The 20,776-nt window shown below is 61.0% G+C and carries 22 protein-coding genes; 10 read left to right on the top strand and 12 right to left on the bottom strand.

Features of this window, described 5'->3' with window-relative positions; translation table 11 throughout:
• The first annotated feature begins 37 nt into the window (after positions 1 to 37).
• Complete coding sequence (locus tag BSK43_RS07605; protein WP_077468496.1) at positions 38 to 502, top strand: Lrp/AsnC family transcriptional regulator; 465 nt, start codon at positions 38 to 40, stop codon at positions 500 to 502.
• A gap of 98 nt (positions 503 to 600) precedes the next feature.
• Here the strand turns inward: BSK43_RS07605 and BSK43_RS07600 are convergent, their stop codons facing one another.
• The gene (locus BSK43_RS07600) at positions 601 to 1,494 is read right to left on the bottom strand and encodes a GNAT family N-acetyltransferase (RefSeq protein WP_077468497.1); all 894 of its coding nucleotides are present in this window, start codon (positions 1,492 to 1,494) and stop codon (positions 601 to 603) included.
• Positions 1,494 to 1,964, bottom strand: a complete 471-nt coding sequence (dut, locus tag BSK43_RS07595) for a dUTP diphosphatase (RefSeq protein WP_077468498.1) — start codon at positions 1,962 to 1,964, stop codon at positions 1,494 to 1,496. The genes BSK43_RS07600 and dut overlap by 1 nt, the downstream gene beginning before the upstream one ends.
• 91 nt (positions 1,965 to 2,055) lie before the next feature.
• On the opposite strand from dut, the gene BSK43_RS07590 reads away from it, so the two are divergent.
• Positions 2,056 to 3,639, top strand: a complete 1,584-nt coding sequence (locus BSK43_RS07590; protein ID WP_068397792.1) for a peptide chain release factor 3 — start codon at positions 2,056 to 2,058, stop codon at positions 3,637 to 3,639.
• Positions 3,640 to 3,669: 30 nt separating this feature from the next.
• Here the strand turns inward: BSK43_RS07590 and BSK43_RS07585 are convergent, their stop codons facing one another.
• Both BSK43_RS07585 and BSK43_RS07580 read right to left on the bottom strand, forming a co-directional pair.
• On the bottom strand, positions 3,670 to 4,467 hold the full coding sequence (locus tag BSK43_RS07585) for a helix-turn-helix transcriptional regulator (protein WP_246662513.1): 798 nt from the start codon (positions 4,465 to 4,467) through the stop codon (positions 3,670 to 3,672).
• Positions 4,468 to 4,567: 100 nt separating this feature from the next.
• Positions 4,568 to 4,957 carry a nuclear transport factor 2 family protein gene (locus BSK43_RS07580; protein WP_077468500.1) on the bottom strand — a complete coding sequence of 130 codons (390 nt, stop codon included), beginning with the start codon at positions 4,955 to 4,957 and terminating at the stop codon, positions 4,568 to 4,570.
• A 375-nt stretch (positions 4,958 to 5,332) separates the two neighbouring features.
• On the opposite strand from BSK43_RS07580, the gene BSK43_RS07575 reads away from it, so the two are divergent.
• Entirely contained in the window at positions 5,333 to 6,358 is a 1,026-nt protein-coding gene (locus BSK43_RS07575; protein ID WP_077468501.1) for an iron ABC transporter substrate-binding protein, read from the top strand.
• 25 nt (positions 6,359 to 6,383) lie between these two features.
• A complete protein-coding gene (tsaA, locus tag BSK43_RS07570; RefSeq protein ID WP_077468502.1) occupies positions 6,384 to 6,908 on the top strand; it encodes a tRNA (N6-threonylcarbamoyladenosine(37)-N6)-methyltransferase TrmO in 525 nt (174 codons plus the stop codon).
• A 57-nt stretch (positions 6,909 to 6,965) separates the two neighbouring features.
• Here tsaA and BSK43_RS07565 read toward each other — a convergent pair whose 3' ends face one another.
• The 3 genes from BSK43_RS07565 to BSK43_RS07555 all read right to left on the bottom strand — a co-directional run bounded on the left by BSK43_RS07565 (position 6,966) and on the right by BSK43_RS07555 (position 9,707).
• Entirely contained in the window at positions 6,966 to 7,175 is a 210-nt protein-coding gene (locus BSK43_RS07565; RefSeq protein WP_068397781.1) for a molybdopterin-binding protein, read from the bottom strand.
• 65 nt (positions 7,176 to 7,240) lie between these two features.
• Positions 7,241 to 8,755, bottom strand: a complete 1,515-nt coding sequence (gene betC, locus BSK43_RS07560; RefSeq protein ID WP_077468503.1) for a choline-sulfatase — start codon at positions 8,753 to 8,755, stop codon at positions 7,241 to 7,243.
• A gap of 19 nt (positions 8,756 to 8,774) precedes the next feature.
• Complete coding sequence (locus BSK43_RS07555) at positions 8,775 to 9,707, bottom strand: choline ABC transporter substrate-binding protein (protein WP_136686806.1); 933 nt, start codon at positions 9,705 to 9,707, stop codon at positions 8,775 to 8,777.
• A gap of 114 nt (positions 9,708 to 9,821) precedes the next feature.
• On the opposite strand from BSK43_RS07555, the gene BSK43_RS07550 reads away from it, so the two are divergent.
• Positions 9,822 to 10,748: a LysR family transcriptional regulator gene (locus BSK43_RS07550; protein ID WP_077468504.1), complete on the top strand. Its 927-nt coding sequence runs from the start codon at positions 9,822 to 9,824 to the stop codon at positions 10,746 to 10,748.
• Here the strand turns inward: BSK43_RS07550 and otsA are convergent.
• Positions 10,720 to 12,111, bottom strand: coding sequence for an alpha,alpha-trehalose-phosphate synthase (UDP-forming) (otsA, locus tag BSK43_RS07545; protein ID WP_077468505.1), 1,392 nt, complete (start codon positions 12,109 to 12,111; stop codon positions 10,720 to 10,722). The genes BSK43_RS07550 and otsA overlap by 29 nt on opposite strands.
• A 49-nt stretch (positions 12,112 to 12,160) precedes the next feature.
• Entirely contained in the window at positions 12,161 to 12,955 is a 795-nt protein-coding gene (gene otsB, locus BSK43_RS07540) for a trehalose-phosphatase (RefSeq protein ID WP_077468506.1), read from the bottom strand.
• Positions 12,956 to 13,545: 590 nt separating this feature from the next.
• Here otsB and BSK43_RS07535 point away from each other — a divergent pair.
• Complete coding sequence (locus tag BSK43_RS07535; RefSeq protein WP_077468507.1) at positions 13,546 to 14,361, top strand: class II glutamine amidotransferase; 816 nt, start codon at positions 13,546 to 13,548, stop codon at positions 14,359 to 14,361.
• On the opposite strand, the gene coaBC is transcribed toward BSK43_RS07535, so the two are convergent.
• Positions 14,348 to 15,559, bottom strand: coding sequence for a bifunctional phosphopantothenoylcysteine decarboxylase/phosphopantothenate--cysteine ligase CoaBC (gene coaBC / locus BSK43_RS07530; RefSeq protein WP_136686795.1), 1,212 nt, complete (start codon positions 15,557 to 15,559; stop codon positions 14,348 to 14,350). The two genes, BSK43_RS07535 and coaBC, sit on opposite strands and share 14 nt — an antisense overlap.
• Positions 15,560 to 15,742: 183 nt before the next feature.
• Between coaBC and BSK43_RS07525 the strand changes: the two genes are divergently transcribed.
• On the top strand, positions 15,743 to 16,198 hold the full coding sequence (locus BSK43_RS07525) for an ester cyclase (protein ID WP_077468508.1): 456 nt from the start codon (positions 15,743 to 15,745) through the stop codon (positions 16,196 to 16,198).
• A 92-nt stretch (positions 16,199 to 16,290) separates the two neighbouring features.
• Here BSK43_RS07525 and BSK43_RS07520 read toward each other — a convergent pair whose 3' ends face one another.
• Complete coding sequence (locus BSK43_RS07520; protein WP_077468509.1) at positions 16,291 to 17,055, bottom strand: SDR family oxidoreductase; 765 nt, start codon at positions 17,053 to 17,055, stop codon at positions 16,291 to 16,293.
• A gap of 119 nt (positions 17,056 to 17,174) precedes the next feature.
• Between BSK43_RS07520 and BSK43_RS07515 the strand changes: the two genes are divergently transcribed.
• Complete coding sequence (locus BSK43_RS07515) at positions 17,175 to 18,077, top strand: LysR family transcriptional regulator (RefSeq protein ID WP_077468510.1); 903 nt, start codon at positions 17,175 to 17,177, stop codon at positions 18,075 to 18,077.
• Here BSK43_RS07515 and BSK43_RS07510 read toward each other — a convergent pair whose 3' ends face one another.
• Positions 18,078 to 18,953, bottom strand: a complete 876-nt coding sequence (locus BSK43_RS07510) for a LysR family transcriptional regulator (RefSeq protein ID WP_068397967.1) — start codon at positions 18,951 to 18,953, stop codon at positions 18,078 to 18,080.
• Between the two features lie 96 nt (positions 18,954 to 19,049).
• Here BSK43_RS07510 and BSK43_RS07505 point away from each other — a divergent pair, with 96 nt between their 5' ends.
• Entirely contained in the window at positions 19,050 to 20,333 is a 1,284-nt protein-coding gene (locus tag BSK43_RS07505; protein ID WP_077468511.1) for an MFS transporter, read from the top strand.
• 15 nt (positions 20,334 to 20,348) lie between these two features.
• Complete coding sequence (locus BSK43_RS07500; protein ID WP_077468512.1) at positions 20,349 to 20,735, top strand: VOC family protein; 387 nt, start codon at positions 20,349 to 20,351, stop codon at positions 20,733 to 20,735.
• The last annotated feature ends 41 nt before the right edge of the window (positions 20,736 to 20,776 follow it).

Below are 20,776 nucleotides of genomic sequence, written 5' to 3'. Positions count from 1 at the left end.
GATGTAGAGTTTCCTCCTAATTAAATGAGGTGATGGAATGGGCGTGCCTAATGCGGCGATTGGCTTGGATGAGACGGACCAGCGGATGCTCGAAGCGCTGGCGCGCAATGCCCGGATATCGCTGAAGGAGCTGGCGGAGGCGGCCGGCCTGTCGTCACCCAGCGCCGCAGAACGACTGCGTCGACTGGAGGAGCGCGGCGTCATCTCGGCCTTCACCGTGGATATCGCACCGGAGGCCATCGGCTATCCCCTGCAGGCGATCGTTCGCATCCGGCCTTTGCCCGGCCAGTTGCACGTCGTCGAGCGCATCATTCAGGAAACACCGGAATTCATCGAATGCGACAAGGTCACCGGCGATGATTGTTTCATCGGTCGTCTGGTGGTGCGTTCGATGGGTGAGCTTGATGGCATATTGGACAAGATCACCGAGCGAGCCGAAACGAATACGTCGATGATCAAGGCGACACCGGTCAAGCGCCGGCTGCCACCGCTTTCGCGCTAGAGCAATTCCAGCAAAAGTGCGGAGCGGTTTTGCGTCCGGAATTGCGTGAAAACAAAGAGATAGAGCATTTCCGTCACTTCGATTAAAACGGAAATGCTCTAGAACTCGGCCATGGGTGACAGCAAGATCGGCCCGGCAATATCGTCTGCAGCCGTGCCGCGCGCCAGCAGCATCGTGTAGCCCTCATAGGGCTCCAGCGATACCTCGCAATCCAGACGATCCGGAGAGAAGCAGATCTCGATACGATCGGGTTCGAGGTCAAGCGCGGACAGGATTGCGGCGAGGGATGGCATGGTCGTTCCCACGACGTCGAGAAGCCAGAAAGTCGCGCCATCAAAGGTCCATGCAATCACCGTGTCATCGCCGAGTGCCGTCAGGCGGATTGCAGTATTGAAGCCGGCATTCAGCAGAAACATCTCCGTCTGCCTGGCGACGGCAAAGCGAGCGGAGACCGGCTGCCGGCTTTGCAGGAGCGTCTTGATCAGACGCACATCATCACGCGCTTCCAGGTAGAGCTGCCGGGCAGTCTGCCCGGATTGCTGGGGCTTCGGCGTCTGCGCAATGAAGACATGCTGTGGCAGGGCTCGAAAACCGTAACGCTCATAAAGCGCCGGCTTGTCGGTGAGCAGGAGATCGAGCTCGTAGCCCGCAGCCTTCGTTCGTGCAAAGGTGCGCTGCATGAGGTCGCGATAAAGCCCGCGCCCGCGCCATTCGGGCCGAACTGCTCCGGACTGATATCCGGCCGCCTTCACAGACCGGCCATTGATGATCATCGGCATCGAGAAGGCGCTGAAATTGGCGACACAACGGCCATCGGCGTCGAAATAGCCTGATGGCATGCTGCTGGGATCGGGGCCGCCGAATGAAGCCTGCAGGTTGATGTCGATGGAAAACGTGTCCTGCAGCAGATCGACGAGAGCGTTCCAGGCGGAAGGATCGGCGAAATAGTCCTGGCGGAGCGTCAGGCCATGCTGTTGGGCAAGATCGCTCATCACACGCCGGTGGAGCCGAAGCCGCCGGCGCCGCGCGCGGTCTCGCTGACTTCGGTGATCTCGGCGACCCGCACCTGCGTGACCGGAGCGATGATCATCTGGGCGATGCGCATGCCGCGGGTGATCTCGAACGGCTCGTCGCCGAGGTTGATCAACAGCACCTTTACTTCGCCGCGATAATCGCAATCGACCGTGCCGGGTGAGTTCAGGCAGGTGATGCCGTTTTTGAACGCGAGGCCGGAGCGCGGCCGGATCTGCGCCTCATACCCCTCTGGGATCTCGAAGATGAAGCCGGTGGGAACGAGGGCGCGTTTGCCGGGCGCGAGCGTCAGCGGTGCCCCATCCTCGACGCCGGCGCGCAGGTCCATGCCGGCGGCGCCCTTGGTCTCATAGGCGGGCAGTTCCAGGCCTTCGCCGTTCGGCAAGCGGATGAGGTTCAGGGTCGGGCTGATATCTGTGTGAATGGTCATGCGGCATTAGTTTGCGCTCGGATGCCCAAGGTCAATTGCAATCCCGGCCTTGAGTCGCTAGATACGGCCGCAATTCACAGGATTTACACGCATGGCCGAAAGTCTCGCCGAGGCGGTCTCCCGCCGCCGCACATTCGCTATTATCGCTCACCCGGACGCGGGCAAGACGACGCTCACCGAAAAGCTGCTGCTGTTCGGCGGCGCCATCCAGCTCGCCGGTGAAGTCAAGGCCAAGAAGGATCGCATGCAGACGCGGTCCGACTGGATGAAGATCGAGCGCGAGCGCGGCATCTCGGTCGTCACCTCGGTCATGACCTTCGAATATGAAGGCAATGTCTTCAACATTCTCGACACGCCCGGTCACGAAGACTTCGCCGACGACACCTATCGCACGCTGACGGCCGTCGACGCCGCGGTCATGGTCATCGATGCCGCCAAGGGTATCGAGCCGCGGACGCTGAAGCTGTTCGAAGTCTGCCGCATGCGCGATATCCCGATCATCACCTTCATCAACAAGATGGACCGCGAAAGCCGCGATCCTTTCGAGATTCTCGATGAGGTCGAAGAGAAGCTGGCGCTCGACACTGCGCCGATCACCTGGCCGATCGGCCGCTCGAAGACCTTCTGCGGTTCCTATCACCTGGCATCCAACACTGTTCGCGGCTCCGATACCGAAGTGGCCGCGACTCCCGTCAACGGCCCACAGGCCGTGGCCGACAGGCTGCCGGAAAACGAACGCCAAGCCTTCATCGATGAGACGGAACTGGCGATCGAAGCCTGCCGCCCTTTCGACCAGGAGTCGTTCCTTGAAGGCCATATGACGCCAGTCTTTTTCGGCTCGGCCCTGCGCAATTTCGGCGTTCGCGATCTCATCAACGCGCTGGGCGAATTCGCGCCGCCGCCACGCGATCAGGTGGCCGATATCAGGACCGTTCACGCCACCGACGACAAGATGACGGCCTTCGTCTTCAAGATCCAGGCGAATATGGACCCGAACCATCGCGACCGCATCGCCTTTGCCCGTATCTGCTCCGGCAAATTGGAGCGTGGCATGAAGGCGCGCCTGTCGCGCACCGGCAAGCAGCTGGGCCTCACCGCACCGCAGTTCTTCTTCGCCTCGCAACGCCAGCTTGCCGACACCGCCTATGCCGGCGATGTCGTCGGCATTCCGAACCACGGGACGCTGCGCATCGGCGATACGCTGACGGAAGGTGAATCGCTCGTCTTCCAGGGCGTGCCGAACTTCTCGCCGGAAATCCTGCGCCGCGTGCGTCTTGAGGATGCCATGAAGGCGAAGAAGCTGAAGGAAGCGCTGCAGCAGATGGCCGAAGAGGGTGTCGTGCAGCTGTTCTCGCCCGAGGACGGCTCCCCCGCCATCGTCGGCGTTGTCGGCGCGCTGCAGCTCGACGTCTTGAAGGAGCGGCTGATGGCCGAATACGGCCTGCCGGTTTCCTTCGAAATGTCGCGCTTCTCCGTCTGCCGCTGGGTGTCCGCCGATCAGCCTGCCGACCTCGAAAAATTCGTCACCGCGCGTCGTGGCGATATCGCCCGCGATCTCGACGGCGACCCGGTTTTCCTCGCTCAGGACGGCTTCTCGCTGCGCTACGAGGCGGAACGTTACCCGGCTATCAAGATGGTCGCCATCAAGGAATATCATGCCGTCAAGGCGGCGTGATATCAGCGACCATTCTCTGTCGCTGCCTCTCTATTGAGCGGTGTTCATCAGTTCGGCGTAGTGAACCTCCGTGGTTTCATCCAGTGGAAACATGCATTCGATCCGCAATTCCTGGGTCGTTATCATCTGCGCGGTACCGACCGTCGTCACCAGTGAGAAAAATCTCAAGTGCTGCCCGTCCTTTGCGAACGACAGCGGGATGACGGGTGTGTTTTCGGCCGTTGCCGATGTCTTCCATTCCGCATCCACATCCGGGTAGGCAAGCAAGCTATCGATCAGTTCTTTGGTCCGTGCGTCGATGGCGCGGCCGACGGACTCCCGAAGGACGCGCCCGAGAAGGCTCTTTGCCGTCAGATCCCAATCGGGAATGAAGGGCCGCATGCCCGAAGGATCGAACATGAGATGCAGCAGATTGCGCGGTGCCGGACGTGCGGCCATATCGATGAAATGACCGAAGAAGCGCGGGGTCGCATCATTGGTCATCAAGACATTCCAGTAGCGGTCCATCACGACGGCCGGGAACGGCTCGTGCTGGCGAAGCATGCGCTTGAGCGCGTTCGTCACGCCTTGCATCTCGCGATCATCGAAGCTTGCCTCCGAATAGATCGGTGCATAGCCGGCGGCAAGCAGCAGGCTGTTGCGCTCCCGGAACGGCACATCCAACGCTTCGGCGAGACGCATAACATTCTGGCGACCGGGAGTGCTCCTGCCGCTCTCGATGAAGCTGATCTGACGCTGCGAAATGCCGGTGTCGAGGGAAAGATCGAGCTGGCTCTTGCCGCGTGTGCCCCGCCATGCACGCAGCTGCGGGCCGAGTTCGTTTGGCATTCTTGGATCTGTGCGGGAAGAAACCATGATGCGGATGCCTCGCTTCGTTCGTCTCATCGTGGTGGGGTGGGTTCAACCACCCCGCCAGCATGGATTGCCGTCAGAACGCGACGGGTCCGACTGATCCGTACCAATGACGCACTTTGGCGGGATCGACCTCGTCCATGTAGAAAAAGTGCGTCATGACCGGCTTGACCACCGCCTGTGTTCGATCGTCGGGCGTCATGGTGACTGTTCCACGGAACACTTTGAGCGATCCGCCATCCCAATATTCGGTAACATCATGCAACGCGGTGAATCCGGTGTCGATGAAGGCGCGCAGGTTTTCGCGAATGGTCTCGCGGCCTTTCCAGTCGGCAATGCCGAGATTGCATGTTGCGTCTTCCGCGAAGCAATTGAAGCCGTCGCCAAAGGTCTTGTCGTCAATTTCCCGCCAGAAGGTCAGCAGCCATTGGGGAGCGTCTGTTTTCGTAAATGACATCGTCGTCATGGGTTTCTCCTGAGCCTGCCGTTGGAACCGGGGGTCGCGGCCGCGACATTGTTCCGGGCCAAGGCTCCGTCTGTTGAAGGGCTTTGAAATGCTCTTCCTGCAAGAAGACGGACGTTGGATACCGCGAGACAAACATCTCCTCAATTACACGCGATGTAATGAAAGCCTTTCCATCATGGCGGAGATTGGGTGTGAGACAAGCAGACCGGCCGGATTGCACGCCGCTTGAAGCAGGACGTCAGCTCACCATCAAGGCGTCGTGATTGTCGACCGCATGTTTCATTCTGGAATAGTGCCTTCGAGATGTTCCATCCAATATAGCGCTATGCCATAGTGCCGCCCCGGGGATCTATTCGATCATAGCGGGCGGCTTTTATGATGAAATTTCTTGCGGTTCTTGCTCTGGCGTTTGTCGGGCTGCTTCCTGTCTCCGCGCAGGCACGGATTATCACCGATGCGGCCGGACGCACGGTCTCGGTGCCGGACAAGATCAACCGCATCGTCGTTGCCGGACCGCCGGCCGCCGTGCTGGTCTATGTTCTGGCGCCGGAAAAGCTGGCCGGCTGGGTGCACGCGCCTGATGATGCCGCCAAAGCCTATCTCATGCCTTCGGTCCAGGCGCTTCCCACCGTCGGTCGTCTGACAGGCAAGGGCGGCACGATCAGCGCGCAGGCCGTGATGGATGCCAAGCCGGATATCATTCTCGATGCCGGCACGGTCGACCCCACCTACAAGGCGCTGGCCGATAAGGTGCAGGTGGAGACCGGCATTCCCTATGTTCTGATCGACGGCAGCTTTGCCCGCACTGCCGATACGCTGCGTGACGTCGGGGCGCTCATCGGCGTTGGCGATCGCGCCAACAAGCTGGCCGACTACGCCGATTCGACGGTCAAGGACCTGAACGACAAGCTGGCGACGCTTCCCAATGATCCGCGGCCGCGCGTCTATTATGGTCGCGGCGCCGATGGTTTGGAAACCGGGCTTTCCGGCTCGATCAACCTCGAAATTCTTGATGTCGTGGGCACCATGAACGTCGCAGCCGCCGCCGGAAAAGGCGGATTGACCAAGGTGACGCCGCAACAGGTTGCCGGCTGGAATCCGGATATCATCATCGCCGATGATGAAAAATTCGCCGCATTGGCGAAGAGCGATCCGCAATGGGCTGCTATCAAGGCCGTCAAGGACGGCAAGGTCTTCGTGCCGCCGTCGCTACCTTTCGGCTGGTTCGATTCGCCGCCCGGCGTCAACCGGCTTCTCGGCGTGCGCTGGCTGGAAAAGCTGCTCTACCCGAAGCTCTTCAGGAGTAATTTCACCGATGACGTGAAGGCCTTCTACAAGCTGTTCTATCAGGTCGACCTGACGGACGATCAAGTGGCAACCCTGCTGAAGGGCTTGAAGTAGCCGGCATCGAAAGAGGAAGACGTTCATGGTGCGTGAGAACGAGATTCGCGAAAACGAGGTGGTCGTCGAGCCGCCTGCGGCCTCGGATGCCGGCCTCACCTTCATCGGTCGCATTTCCACGCCCTGGACATCCCGTATGGAAACGCCGCGCCAGGGGCGGCATGACGGGCCGATCTGCCGGATCGAAATCTTCGAGCCCTGGGTGCTGGCGCTGACGGGAGTGGAGGCTTTCGAGCGCCTGGAGATTCTTTATTGGCTGGATAGATCGCGTCGGGATCTCGTGCTGCAGAGCCCCGCGCGCAATGGCAAGGTGCACGGCACCTTCTCGCTGCGGTCGCCGGTGCGGCCCAACCCCATCGGCACGTCCATCGTCAAGCTGGAGGCTGTGGAAGGCGCCGTCCTGCTGGTGCGCGGTCTCGATTGCCTGGATGGAACGCCGTTGCTCGACTTGAAGCCGGACAGGACGCTGTTCAAACCGATCGCGCCGCCACAGCCTGGCGATTTCCAGACGGGTGACGGCGAGACGGCGCATTACTGCCAGAAGGCATAGGCATGATCCCGAAAAGTGCGAAGCGGCTTTCGGATAAGATCATGCCTGCTTTGGTTGTCAGTCGACGGCAACCATGACGTCGGATGCCTTGATGACGGCATAGGCCGAAGCGCCGACCGTCAGGCCAAGCTCGTCAACCGCTTCGTTGGTGATCGAGGACGTAACGATCGAGCCGTTGCCGATGTCGATGCGGACATGCGCTGTCGTCGCACCCTTGGTAACTTCGACGACCTTGCCCTTGAGGCGGTTTCTTGCGCTGATTTTCATGGATGTTTCTCCCTATTTGCGACGCGACAATATCGTCTCGACGGGCGGCGGGCTACCCCGAAACCCTATTCGCCGCGCGGAAAGCGCTGGTTTTCCTCCAGCACATTGAGATCCATGTGGTTGCGCATGTATCGCTCCGAGGCCTTCTGCAGCGGCTGATAATCCCAGGGATAATAGGCGCCGTTGCGCAGCGCCGCATAGACGACCCAGCGCCGCGCTTGGCTTTCGCGCACGGCAGCGTCGAAGCTTGCGAGGTTCCAGCGCTCCATGGCCTGCGCGCTCAACCGGTTCAGTGTTTCGGCGTAGGCGGGGTCGCCGGCGAGATTTTTGAGCTCCTTCGGATCCGCGTCGAGATCGAAGAGCATCGGCGGGTCCCTGTCGCAAAGCGTCAGCTTATAGCGACCGTCACGGAGACCAACGAGCGGGGCTTCGGACCCTTCGGCGGCATATTCCATCGGCACCGGGCTGCGGCTTCCCGTTCCGTGGGCGAGGGGAGCCAGATCCTCGCCGTCGGTCCAGCGGCGCAATGAGGTGATATCGAGCCCGGCCAGGCCCGCCAGCGTCGGTGTAACGTCGAGCGTCGACACCGGCTGGTCGATCCGCTTCGGCTGCCAGCCGGGGGCCGATATTATCAGCGGCACGCGGGCAGACCCCTCGAAGAAGTTCATCTTGAACCAGAGGCCGCGCTCGCCGAGCATGTCGCCATGATCGGAAACGAAGAGGATGACGGTGTTGTCGGCCATGCGGCCACGCTCGAGCGTTTCGAGGATCTCGCCGATCTTCTCGTCGACATAGGAGATATTGGCGAAATAGCCGCGCCGCGCCCGGCGTATCTGCTCCGGCGTGATGTCGAAGGCGGTATGATCGCACGCCGTCATCAGTCGCTGGGAGTGCTGATCCTGCTGGTCGAAGGGGATCTCACCGACCTCCGGATCGAGCGCCGGGCAATCCTCATAGAGATCCCAGAAGCGGCGGCGCGCGACATAGGGGTCGTGCGGATGGGTGAAGCTGATCGTCAGGCACCACGGCCGCCCGTCGTGCCCACGCGAGAGATCGAAGAGCTTGCGGTTCGCGTGGTAGGCGACCTCGTCGTCATATTCCATCTGGTTGGTGATCTCGGCAACGCCGGCACCGGTCACCGAGCCGAGATTGTGGTACCACCAGTCGATGCGCTCACCGGGCTTGGTGTAGTCGGGCGTCCAGCCGAAGTCGGCGGGATAGATATCGGTCGTCAGCCGCTCCTCAAAGCCGTGCATCTGGTCCGGGCCGACGAAATGCATCTTGCCCGACAACGCCGTCTGATAGCCGGCGGCGCGCAGATGATGGGCGAAGGTCGGAATATCAGAGCAGAATTCGGCGGCATTGTCGTAGACGCGGGTGCGGCTCGGCAGCTGCCCCGACATGAAGGAGGCTCGCGCCGGCGCGCAGAGTGGGCTTGCCGTGTAGCTGTTGGCAAAGCGCACGGAGCGTTTCGCCAAAGCTTTCAGGACCGGCGCATGCAGAAACTCGGCGGGCCCATCGGGAAAGAGCGTCCCGTTGAACTGATCGACCATGAGAATGAGAATATTCGGACGCGACATTCGGGTATTTCCTTGAAGATCAGAGGCCGATGGCGGCTTTGACGGCATCGAGACCGGGTTTGCCATCGATAGTGGTGACGCCGGTAAGCCAGGGCGTCAAGGCATCCGGGTGCGCCTTCAGCCAGGTGGTCGCCGCATCCTTGGCGCTCTCGCCGCCGAGGATCGAGCCCATCAGGGAATTCTCCATGCCGATATCGAAGGTCAGATTGTGGAAGAGCTTGGCGGCATTCGGGCATTGCGCCGCCCAACCGGTGCGCGCCAGCGTATAGACCTCGGCACCACCGTAGTTCGCACCGAAATAGGCATCGCCGCCCGCGAGATAGGCGATCCTGAACCGCTCGTTCATCGGATGTGGCGCCCAGGCGAGGAACACGATCGCCTGCTTGTCCTTGGAGGCGCGCTCTACCTGTGACAGCATGGCCTGCTCGCTCGATTCCACCAGCTCCCAGCCTTTCAGGCCGAAGTCGTTGGCATCGATCATCTTCTGGATATTGGCATTGGCGGGTGCGCCGGGCTCGATGCCGTAGATCTTGTGGTCGAAATCCCCGGCATGCTTCTGCAGGTCGGAGAAGTCCTTGATGCCCTTGTCGGCGACATAGGTCGGCACTGCCAGGGTGAATTTCGCGCCTTCGAGGTTGCGGTTCAGCACCTCGACAGCCTTCGCCTTGTTGAGGTCGTCAACGAAGGCCTTTTGCGCCGGCATCCAATTGCCGAGGAAGACATCGATCTCGCGGGTTTTCATCGCCTGATAGCCGATCGGCACGGAAAGGGTCTTGATATCGGGCTCGTAGCCGAGAGCGGTCAGCAGCACGCCGGTCACGCCGTTGGTCGAGGTAATGTCTGTCCAGCCCGGGTCGGACATATGGATCGTGCGGCAGCTGTCGCCGTCGGCGCGGGCGATGCCGGCAAAGGAAAGGATGGAGAGAAGGGCGCCGGCGGCGAGCCGACCCATTGCAGACATGCGCATGACGGTGTTTCCCTCTTGTTATTGGATTATTTTATTGAACATCACTAGAGTTCACGCTGTGAAGCAGGCATTTTTCAATAGATGCCAAAAGGAAATTTTATGGCTGAACGTTTGGTGGATCTTGGCTGGCTGCGTATTTTTGTAGAGGTCGGGCGCTCCGGTAGCCTCTCTTCCGCAGCTTTGGCGCTTGGGTTGACGCAGCCCGCCGTCAGCTATCAGATCCGCCGCATCGAAGAGCAGATGGGCGTTTCCCTGTTCCACCGCCAGCATCGCGGCGTCAAGCTTTCGCCTGAGGGGCGGCGCCTGTTCGAGATGGTTGAAAAAGCAGTTGGCGGCGTCGATACGCTGGTGCGCAGCTTTCGTGCCGAGGCGGAGCGGCCGTCCGTCCGGCTGAGAACGGACTATGCCTTCTCCGCTCTCTGGCTGATCCCCCGCATGCATGCCTTCCGGCTGCTCCATCCGGAGGTAGATATCCAGATCGTCGCGACGCAACGGCTGGATCGCGGTGCGCCTGATAATGGCGACATCGCCGTTTTCTTCGGATCGCGAAATGAATTCGGCCCGGGAGCGTCGCTGCTATTGCCGGAAAAGGTCGTGCCGATCTGCACCCGTGGCTTTGCCGAGCGTCACGGCCCGTTCACCGATCCCTCGCAATTGGCGCGCGCCACCCTCGTACATCTCGATTCAGAGATGCCATCGCCATGGTTCGATTGGGAAAGCTATCTCGCAGCATTCGGCATTGCCCATGACAACGCTGCCGGCCGTGGCGACCTGCGCTTCAATACCTACTCATTGGTCGTGCAGGCAGCGCTCAGTGAGCAGGGTGTGGCGATCGGCTGGATGGGCCTCGTCGATTCGTTACTCGCAGCCCGCACATTGGTGACGGCCGGTCCGATGCTGGAAGCACCGGAGCGCGGCTATTGGCTTCTGCCGCCGGCAGCGCCGAGTCCGCATGCGGAGCGGCTGGCGGAGTGGCTGCTGGCAGAAGCGGCTGCGGCTAAGCAGCCATCGCTTCCTCTGCCGTGAGATCAGCCAGGAAAGTCTCGCACCAGTGCAGGACATCGTGCTCCAGCAGATAATCCATCATGCCGCGCCAGCGTTCCTGCCGCTCCTGTAGCGGCATGTTGACGGCGCGCGCCAGGGCATTGGCGGTGCCGTCGACGTCATAGGGGTTGACCAGCAAGGCACCGTGCAGCTTGCGCGCCGCGCCGGCAAATTGCGACAGCACCAGCACACCGGGATTGTCCGGGTCCTGTGCGGCGACATATTCCTTGGCGACAAGGTTCATGCCATCACGCAGCGGCGTCACCAGTCCGACCTTGGCGAGCCTGTAGAGACCGGCCAGGATCGGGCGGCTGATCGAGCGGTTGATATAGCGGATCGGCACCCAGTCGACCGTGCCGATGGCGCCGTTGACCCGGCCGGCCTGTTCGGCCACGGCGTGCTGCATCGCCTCGTATTCCGGCACTTCCGAGCGCGATTTCGGAGTGATCTGCAGATAGGTGACGTTGCGTTGGTGCGCGGGGTTGTTGGTGATGAACCGCTCGAAGGCATCGATGCGCTGCGTGATGCCCTTGGAGTAGTCGAGCCTGTCGACGCCAAGGATCAGGTCGCGGCCCTCGATGCTCTTTCGCGCCTTTTGCACCATGCTGTGCGACGCGGCCCTGCGGGCGAAGGAGGCGAAGCCTGCCGTTTCGATGCCGATGGAATAGGCGCCGCCACGGAAGTCGTGGCCGTGGGCGCTGAAATGGCCAGGGCTTTTCTCGATACCCATGCCCTCGCGCTTCAGGCAGCCCGCGAAGTTTTCGAGGTCATGATCAGTCTGGAAGCCGAGCAGGTCGTAGGAGGTGAGGCCGCGCATGATCTCTTCATGCACCGGCATGGCCTGCACCACGTCGGCCGGCGGCCAGGGAATATGCAGGAAGAAACCGATGCGGTTCTTCAATCCCATCTGCCTGAGCTCGGCTGCCAGCGGGATGAGGTGATAGTCATGAACCCAGATGACGTCATCGGGCTCGATCAATGGCGCCAGCCTGTGGGCAAAGAAGCGGTTGACGCGGAAATAGCCGGTCATTTCCTTGCGGGCATATTCGGCAAGATCAAGCCTGTAATGGCAGATCGGCCAGAGCACGCGGTTGGCGAAGCCCTGGTAATATTCCTCGACATCGGTCTGGGTCAGATCGGTCAGGGCATAGGTGATATTGCCGTCCTGCGTCATCTCCAGAGGCTCCGGTTCGGCCTCTCCGCTCGATTTACCGGACCAGCCCATCCAGATGCCGCCGCGCTCGGCAAGGGCTGCCTGCAGCGCTACCGCAAGGCCGCCTGCAGCCGCAGCGCCCTTGTGATCAGGCACGGAAACACGGTTGGAAACGATGATAAGACGACTCACTGATTATTCCTTTCAAGAGGGCTGGGAGGGCGCCGCAATGATCGGTGGATCATTTGACGAGCGTTGCCAGCACGTCCCTTAAACGCGCGGGTGAGCCAATGGATGCACGAGCCAATGTTTTTCCGTTGCCATCGCTGATGCGCACGGATTGACCGCCGAGGCGATTGGCGGCGGCAAACATCGTCTCATCCGTCACGTCGTCGCCGATGGTCACGGGACGGCGGCCCTCGAAAGGCGCTTCGGTAAGGAATGCCTCGACAGCGCTTCCTTTGTTGGCGTGGGCAGGGCAGATCTCGACCACCATCTTGCCCCGCTGCAGGCTCCAGTCCGGCCCGGCTTCATTGAGGTAGCGTTGCATGGCCTCGACAATGTCAGCCTCGCTGCCGGGTGTTTGCCGGTAGTGGATGGTGACGGCCGCACCCTTGTCTTCGACAATGGCGCCCGGCCAGGCCAGGGCCTCACGGGCGATAGTCTGCTTCATCTCCTGGAAGGCAGGCGGGATATGCGTGCGCCGCAGCCGACCCGCCGCGTCGCGCCGTTCTGCGCCATGCAGACCAGCTACCGGAAAGCGGAAGGGTGCAAACAGCGGATCGACGAATTCGATCGACCGTCCCGTCACCAGCGCCAAGGCGCCACCGAGCTGGCGTGAAAGCGCATGGAGGGTCGCGGGAAGATCGTCGGGCACGACGATCGCCTCGGGCGTTTCGGCAAGATCGAGCAGGGTTCCGTCGATGTCGAGGAACAGGGCCCAATCGTGAGGATAAAGTGAGAGTGCGGTGAGGGCCGGCTCTTTCAGCGGCCTCGGTGTGGCTTCGCCCTGTTCGGGCTGTTCCTGAGAAGACATGCCGTCTTAGCTAAGGCGCTATTCTCATACGGCAAGGAAAAAAGCGAAATCATCATAAGTCAAAGCCAGCAGCGATCTGCTGAAATCGAGGTCCAGGAATGCAAAAGGGGCCGCGCTAGCGACCCCCCATGAGCTTTGGCCCGTAACTGGCCTGAAGCGCTGAGCGCTTCGGGAAGGTGTTGATCAGTGTGAGGGCTGCCTCACAACGTTCACGACCATTTCCATGCCATATACCAAGACCGAAATCCCACTAGACATTGGATCACCTTCCTTTCGTTACGTTTCAGACAAGCTAAACGTAGCTCAAATTTGAGCCGATGCAAGGGGTTCGTTGTTATGGAACTTCATTCTTCTTGTCGCAGCGAAATCTCCCGCATCGCCGCGTCGGCTGCCAGAGCCCGCCGCATCGGGCTTCACGAAGAAAATGTTGCGATGCGAAACGTGATCGGACGAAGCGTCAAATATCTGTCATCTTCGCCGTGAGGGCATGAAAAATTAAGAGTTTGTTACCCATTCCGCATCAACAATCGTCCAAGATTTGCCATTCTCCCGCGGGACAGGAAAACAACGGGAATCGGAGTTAGAGACGCATGTGTCGCTGGGCAGCCTATCGTGGAGACCCCCTCTATCTGGAGGAGCTGGTATCTTCGCCTGCCCACTCCCTGATCGAACAATCCCATTGCGCCACGCGCGCCAAGACGGCGACCAACGGTGATGGCTTTGGCATCGCCTGGTACGGCGACCGGCCGGAGCCGGGCCGCTATCGCGATATCCTGCCGGCCTGGTCCGATTGCAACCTCAAAAGCCTGGCACGGCAGATCCGCTCGCCGCTCTTCCTCGCCCATGTCCGCGCTGCCACCGGCGGCGGCACGCGGCGCGACAACTGCCATCCTTTCGTTCTCGAGAACTGGTCGTTCCAGCACAATGGCCAGATTTCCAACTTCGAGCGTCTGCGCCGTCCGATGGAAGCCATGCTCGATGACCGGCTGTTCCACGCCCGCAGCGGCACGACCGATTCCGAGCTCTTGTTCCTGCTGGCAATGCAATTCGGTCTGGTGAGTGATCCGGTCGCGGCGATCGCCGAGACCATCGGCTTTGTTGAAGGGCTGTCGATCGATCTGACCGGTTCGGCGCTGGTGCGCTTCACGGCCGCCTTCTCCGACGGCAAGTCGCTTCATGCGATACGCTATGCGACAGACCGCAAGGCGCCGACACTCTACGCATCGCCTGTTGGCTCAGGATATTGCCTGGTGTCGGAACCGCTGAACGATGATATCGACGCCTGGCGGGAAATTCCCGATGGCAGTGCCGTGCTGATTGACGATACCGGCGTGCATGTCACGCCCTTCCAGCCGCAGGAGCGCAGGGCCGACAAGCCCCGGATCGCAGCCGCTATCCCTGCTTGAACTGCTCTGATATCAATGCTGCCAGCCTGACAGCCACTTCGTCCTTGTCGAGATCGGGCCATTGTTCGACGCTGTCGTGACGGATGATCTTCACACGATTATGCGTGCCGCCCATGATACCGGTCGCGGGTGAGACGTCATTGGCGACGATCATATCGGCACCCTTGCGCTCCAGCTTCGCCTTTGCATTGCTCTCGACATCCTGCGTCTCGGCGGCAAAGCCGATGACAAGCTTCGGCCGTTGTGTGTGATGGCCGACCGTCTTCAGGATGTCGGGATTTTCGGTGAGTGCGAGCGTCGGGATGGATTCGCCCGGGTGCTTCTTGATCTTCTGGTCGGAGGCGGACGCCACCTTCCAGTCGGCAACGGCGGCCACCATCACGGCGATATCGGCCGGAAGAGCCGCCAGCACGGCATCGCGCATCTCATCGGCGCGTTCGACATGGATCACAAGCATGCCCGCCGGATCGGGAATGGTGACAGGGCCCGAGACCAGCGTGACGTCGGCGCCAAGGGCGGCGAGTGCTGCGGCTATGGCATGACCCTGACGTCCGGATGAGCGGTTGGCGATGTAGCGCACAGGGTCGATGGGCTCATGCGTCGGGCCTGAGGTGACGATGACTTTTTTGCCGGCAAGCGGCTTGGCGCCGTCATCCAGCCGCATCTCGGCGGCAGCGATGATATCGAGCGGTTCGGCCATGCGTCCCGCGCCCGCTTCGCCACTCTCAGCCATTTCGCCCTTCATCGGACCGATGAAGGCGATGCCGTCGCCGCGCAGCGTCTCGACGTTGCGCTTCGTTGCGGCATGAGCCCACATCTTCGGGTTCATGGCAGGTGCTGCCAGCACGGGCCTGTCGGTTGCGAGCAATATGGTCGAGGCAAGATCGTCCGCCAGCCCGTTTGCCATCTTGGCGAGCAGATCGGCCGTCGCCGGCGCGATCAGCACGAGGTCGCAGTCGCGCGCCAGCCTGATATGGCCGACATCCTGCTCGTCCTGGCGGGAAAACAGATCGGTGAAGACGTGATCGGCGGCCAAGGCACCAACTGCGAGTGGCGTGATGAACTCCTGGGCGCCCGCCGTCATCACGGGGCGCACGCTTGCCCCACGCTCGCGCAGCCGGCGGATGAGGTCGAGGCTCTTATAGGCCGCGATGCCGCCGGAGATGATGAGAAGGATGCGCTTTCCTGCGAGAACCATGGTTCAACCCGTCGCCTGTTCTTTTGGCAATTAGCCTAAGCCTTTGGCGGATAATAGGCAATCGCAGCGTGCGACTACGGGCACCCACGGGTCGGCGATCACATCGACATCAACTACTTGTCACTTGCTGTAGCTCTTCGGCTCGACAACACTGAACACGTTAACGATCGAAGGAGCAACGCCTTGAGACTGATGAAAATCGCAATGATCGCCCTGCCAATCATGGCCGCCGCCGCGCCGGCATTTGCCGAACGCGCCTATTCGCCGCAAGAGCAGAAGAACAAGGAGATCGTCCTGGATTTTTACCAGAAGGCGCTGAACGACAAGGACTTCGAAGCCGCCTCCAAATATCTCGGCAAATATATCCAGCACAATCCGATGGCCGCTGATGGTCCGGAAGGTCTGCGCGGCTTCCTCGATTACCTGAAGAAGAACTATCCGCAGTCGAAGAGCGAGATCAAACGCGTCATGGTCGACGGCGACTTTGTGATCCTGCGCGTCCACGCCATTCGCCAGCCGGGCGACCGGGGCAGTGCCATCGTCGACATTTTCCGCGTCGAGGACAACAAGATCCAGGAACATTGGGACTCGGTGCAGCCGATCCCCGAGACATCAAAGAACAACAATACGATGTTCTGAGTGAAAGGGCCGCAAGAGATCCAGCTCTTGCGGCCCGTTCTTACTCATTCAAAGCAGGCCGGCGACGATAATCGCGCCGTGAAAAGGCGCCGTCAGGTCCGCGTGATCGACAGACCGCCGTCGACGAGCGAAGCCGTACCGCTGACGAAGCTTGCGTCATCGGAGGCGAGATAGAGGACCGATCGCGCAATCTCTTCCGGACCGGCGACGCGCTTCAGCGCATGCAGGTTGGTTATAAAGGCCTGCTTTTCGGCCGTGTCGTTCATGTCGCGATACATGTCGGTATCGACGGCACCCGGCAGCACGGCATTGACGCGCACGTTCTGCGGACCGAATTCGGCGGCAAGTGTCTGCGTCAGGCCGATCAGGCCGGACTTGCTGGTGGCATAGGCCGCAACGCCCGGGAAGCTGACGGTATGGCCGACAAAGGTCGAGGTGAAGATCACCGAGCCGCCGCCGTGCTTTACCATTTCGCCAATCTGGTGCTTGGCGGCCAGGAACGATGCGGTGAGGTTGATCGCAAGTGCATCGGCAAAACCTGCCTCGGAAACCTCTGTACTGGGGCCCGATTCACCGAGCGTGCCGGCATTGTTGAAGGCAATATCGAGTTTGCCGTAGCGCTCGACCGCAAGGGCAACCAGCGCCTTGTGGTAGTCTTCCGAGCGCACATCGCCGGCCAATGCGGCGGCATCACCGCCTGCGGCTTTGATGTCGGCAACAAGGTTTTCCAGTTCCGCGCTGCGGCGCGCGCCGACGATAACCTTGGCGCCCTCTGCGGCGAAGAGCTTTGCAGTGGTGCGACCGATGCCGGAGCTGGCGCCGGTGACGATTGCGACTTTTCCATTCAAGCGGTTCATTGTTCCATCTCCTATATGAAGACCTGTCTTTGGGTCTGTACGATACACGGAAGATGGCCTTTTCCAATCGTTCGGATTAGTCTTCAAATCATGGAATTCGAATTCGGAATCACCGAACGATGCTAAAAATAGATGGAATTGTTACTTTCGTTGCCGTTGCCGAGGCGGGATCGATCAGCGAGGCGGCGCGACGTCTGCGTCTGTCGAAATCCGTCGTCAGCGAGCGCCTCTCGGAAATGGAGAAGGCACTAGGCGCAACCTTGCTTCACCGCACGACCCGCAAACTGACTCTCACTGAAGATGGGACCGCCTTTCTGGAGCGCGCGACCCGCATCGCACAGGAGGTGCGCGAGGCCGCCGCCGATCTCGCCGAACGGCGCGGCACTTTGATGGGACCGTTGCGCATTGCCGCCCCTGTCACTTTCGGCCGCAGGCATCTCGGTCCGGCTCTCTATCCGTTTCTATCCGATCATCCCGACATAGAGCTGACGCTTGATCTCGATGATCGCCGCGTCGATCCGTCATCGGATGGTTATGACGCGATCATCCGCCACGGCCTGATCGCAGACTCGCGGCTGGTCGCGTGGAAGCTTGCAAGCAGCCGCCGTCTCCTCGTGGCGTCGCCCGATTACCTGAGCCGCCATGGCAGGCCCGCCTCGCTATCAGACCTCGAGAACCATCGCGGTATTTTCTATACCAATCGCGGCGTGGCTGACTGGCGATTCCAGGGCGCGGACGGGGCTGTCGTCATCAGGGGGAGGCTGGCGCTGGGGGTCAACAATGGCGACGTCCTTCACGATGCGGCCATTGCCGGGCTCGGAATTGCTTTGTTGCCGACCTTCATCGTCGGACCCTCCGTCGGGGAAGGGCGGCTTGTCGAGATCGATATCGGCCATCGGCCCGAGCCGGAGTTCATCTTCATGGCCCATCCGGAGGGACGCAATCCCTCGGCGAAACTCAGGGCCATAGCTGAGCATCTGAAGAAGGCATTCGGCGATCCGCCCTATTGGGACCGGGGCTAGTTACGCTATCAGGCTCATGAGATTGGCAACGATGGGCGATCGCTGTGCCTTGAGGCTGGCAAGACCGAGACGTGCCACGATCGGCGGCCCATCGATCGGCCGATAGGCGACGCCGTCGAGCTTGATCTGCGCGATCGACGCGGGAACGATGGAAACCCCGAGATTGGCGGCAACGAGGTTGACGATCGACGGGATCTGCGGAGCCTCCTGCGTCACCACAAGCTCGAAACCCGCCTCGCGGCAGGCCGCGACGATATCGTCATAGAGACTGAGGCCGACCATGCGCGGAAAGAGGATAAAGGGCTCGCCGGCAAGCGCTGCAATCGGCACCCGATCTCGCGCCGCAAGGGGATGGCGGGCGGGCAGTGCAATCATCATCGGCTCGTCGGCAAAGCGCTTCAGCCGCACGTCGCGCGTATCTTCCAGGCCGGGTCGGATGAAAGCGGCATCGATCTCGCCGCGTACTAGCCGCTCCATCAGTGCATTGGTGTTCATCTCCGTCAGAGACAACAGCACGCCGGGCCAGTGATCGCGAAACTCTCGGATGGTCGCCGTGACGATACTGTTGAAGGCGGAGGAGGCGGTGAAGCCGAGCGAAAGACGGCCAATCTCGCCGCGATTGGCGCGCTGGGCCGCGAGCTTCGCTTTTTCCGCCGCATCGACAGCCGTCTTCGCCTCGGCCAGAAAGGCTTCGCCCGCGACGGTCAGTTCGGCGCCGTGGGGCACGCGGTGAAACAACTGCACGCCAACCTCGTTTTCCAGATCCTTGATCTGCTGGCTGAGCGGCGGCTGGCCGATGCCGAGATTGGCGGCGGCGCGGGTGAAATTTCCTTCCGCCGCGAGCGCCAGAAAGTAGCGGATATGACGCAGTTCCACGATATCTCCAAAACCTATTGAGATCGCCTGTTCCATATATTGGACTAATGAAGCGCTATTGAATAGATTCTGGGGGTAAGAAAGATTGGATGCCCCATGTTCCGCCCCGCCAACAGGCAAAAGACCACCGCCTCCGAAGTCCCGTCGCGTCCGGAATTGAAGCTTGTCAAAAGCGAGCCGCTGGCCGAGCCGCGCCAGTTCCTGACGCGTGGCACGCCCGCCTTCCGCCGCGCGACCATCGCCCTGTTCCTCTCCGGCTTCGCCACCTTCTCGCTGCTCTATTGCGTCCAGCCACTGATGCCGATCTTCTCGCAAGATTTCGGTGTCACGCCCGCCGCAAGCTCGCTGTCGCTGTCGCTTTCGACCGGTTTCCTGGCCTTTGCGATTTTCGGGGCAGCTGCCGTTTCCGAAAGCCTCGGGCGCCGCAGCCTGATGTTCATTTCGCTGCTGGGTGCGGCTCTTTGTACGCTTGTCTGCGCGGTATCGCCCAACTGGCATGTACTGCTGATTTTCCGCGCGCTCGAAGGCTTCCTTCTGGGCGGCGTGCCCGCCGTCGCCATGACCTATCTGGCCGAGGAAATCGAGCCGCGCGGTCTTGGCGGCGCCATGGGTCTCTATATCGCCGGCAACGCTTTTGGCGGTATGGCCGGTCGCGTTGTGACGGGTACGATCGCAGAATTCTTCAGCTGGCGGCCAGCGCTGGCAGCTGTCGGCATTCTCGGCTTGATCGCCGCCACCGGCTTTCTCTATCTGCTGCCGCCATCGCGCAATTTCACGCCGCGCAAAGGTTTCGATATTGCCTTTCATGTGAAGGCCTGGAGCGGGCATTTCAGCAATCCGGCACTGCCGCTGCTGTTCGCCATCGGCTTCCTGGTCATGGGCTCCTTCGTCACGGTCTATAATTATGCCGGATTTCGCCTCGTCGTCGCGCCGTATAATCTCAGCCAGACCGAGCTTGGCCTGATCTTCACCGCCTATCTATTCGGCATCGTTGCCTCTTGGGCCGCAGGTCTGCTTGGCGATCGCATCGGTCACTTCGTCGTGCTGCCGGCTGGTGTGTTGATTGCCGCTCTTGGCGCTGTCGTCACGCTCTCGACGTCGCTGCCGCTGATCATCCTTGGCATCATTCTGGTGACAATCGGCTTCTTCGTCACCCATTCCGTCGCCAGTGCCCTTGTGGGACGGCTTGCCCATGGCGCCAAGGGTCATGCTTCGTCGCTCTATCTGCTGGCATATTACCTGGGTTCCAGTATTGCCGGCTCGCTCGGCGGCTATTTCTGGCTTGCCGACGGCTGGAATGCCGTGGTTGCCTTCATCCTCATCATGCTGGCCATCTGCCTTGTCAGCGCCCTTGCGATCGCAAGGTTGGCTCGCCGCTAAGGCCGGAGATTGAAAATGATCCGCATCGACCATCTCGATCACCTCGTGCTGACGGTCGCAAGCATCGAGCAGAGCTGCGATTTCTACGCTCGGGTCCTTGGCATGGGCGTCGAAACCTTCGGCGAGGGCCGTAAGGCGCTGACATTCGGCAACCAAAAGATCAACCTGCATCGCGCGGGCCACGAATTCGAACCGAAGGCCAAGCGGCCGACGCCGGGCTCCGGCGATCTCTGCTTCATCAGCAAGACGCCGATCGAGGACATCATCGCTCATCTGCAGGTGGAAGCTATTGCGATCGAGGAAGGGCCGGTTCGTCGCACCGGTGCGACCGGCCCCATTCTCTCGGTCTATTTCCGCGATCCCGATCACAACCTGATCGAAGTCTCCAACGCCATCTCCTGAGATTGTGCGCCACTAGGTGCTTCTTGACATACTCCGCTTAC

The organism is Rhizobium sp. P44RR-XXIV (assembly GCF_001999485.2).
Classification (GTDB): domain Bacteria; phylum Pseudomonadota; class Alphaproteobacteria; order Rhizobiales; family Rhizobiaceae; genus Rhizobium.
The sequence above is the reverse complement of the archived record's forward strand: the minus strand, read 5'-3'. Positions and strand labels throughout refer to the sequence as shown.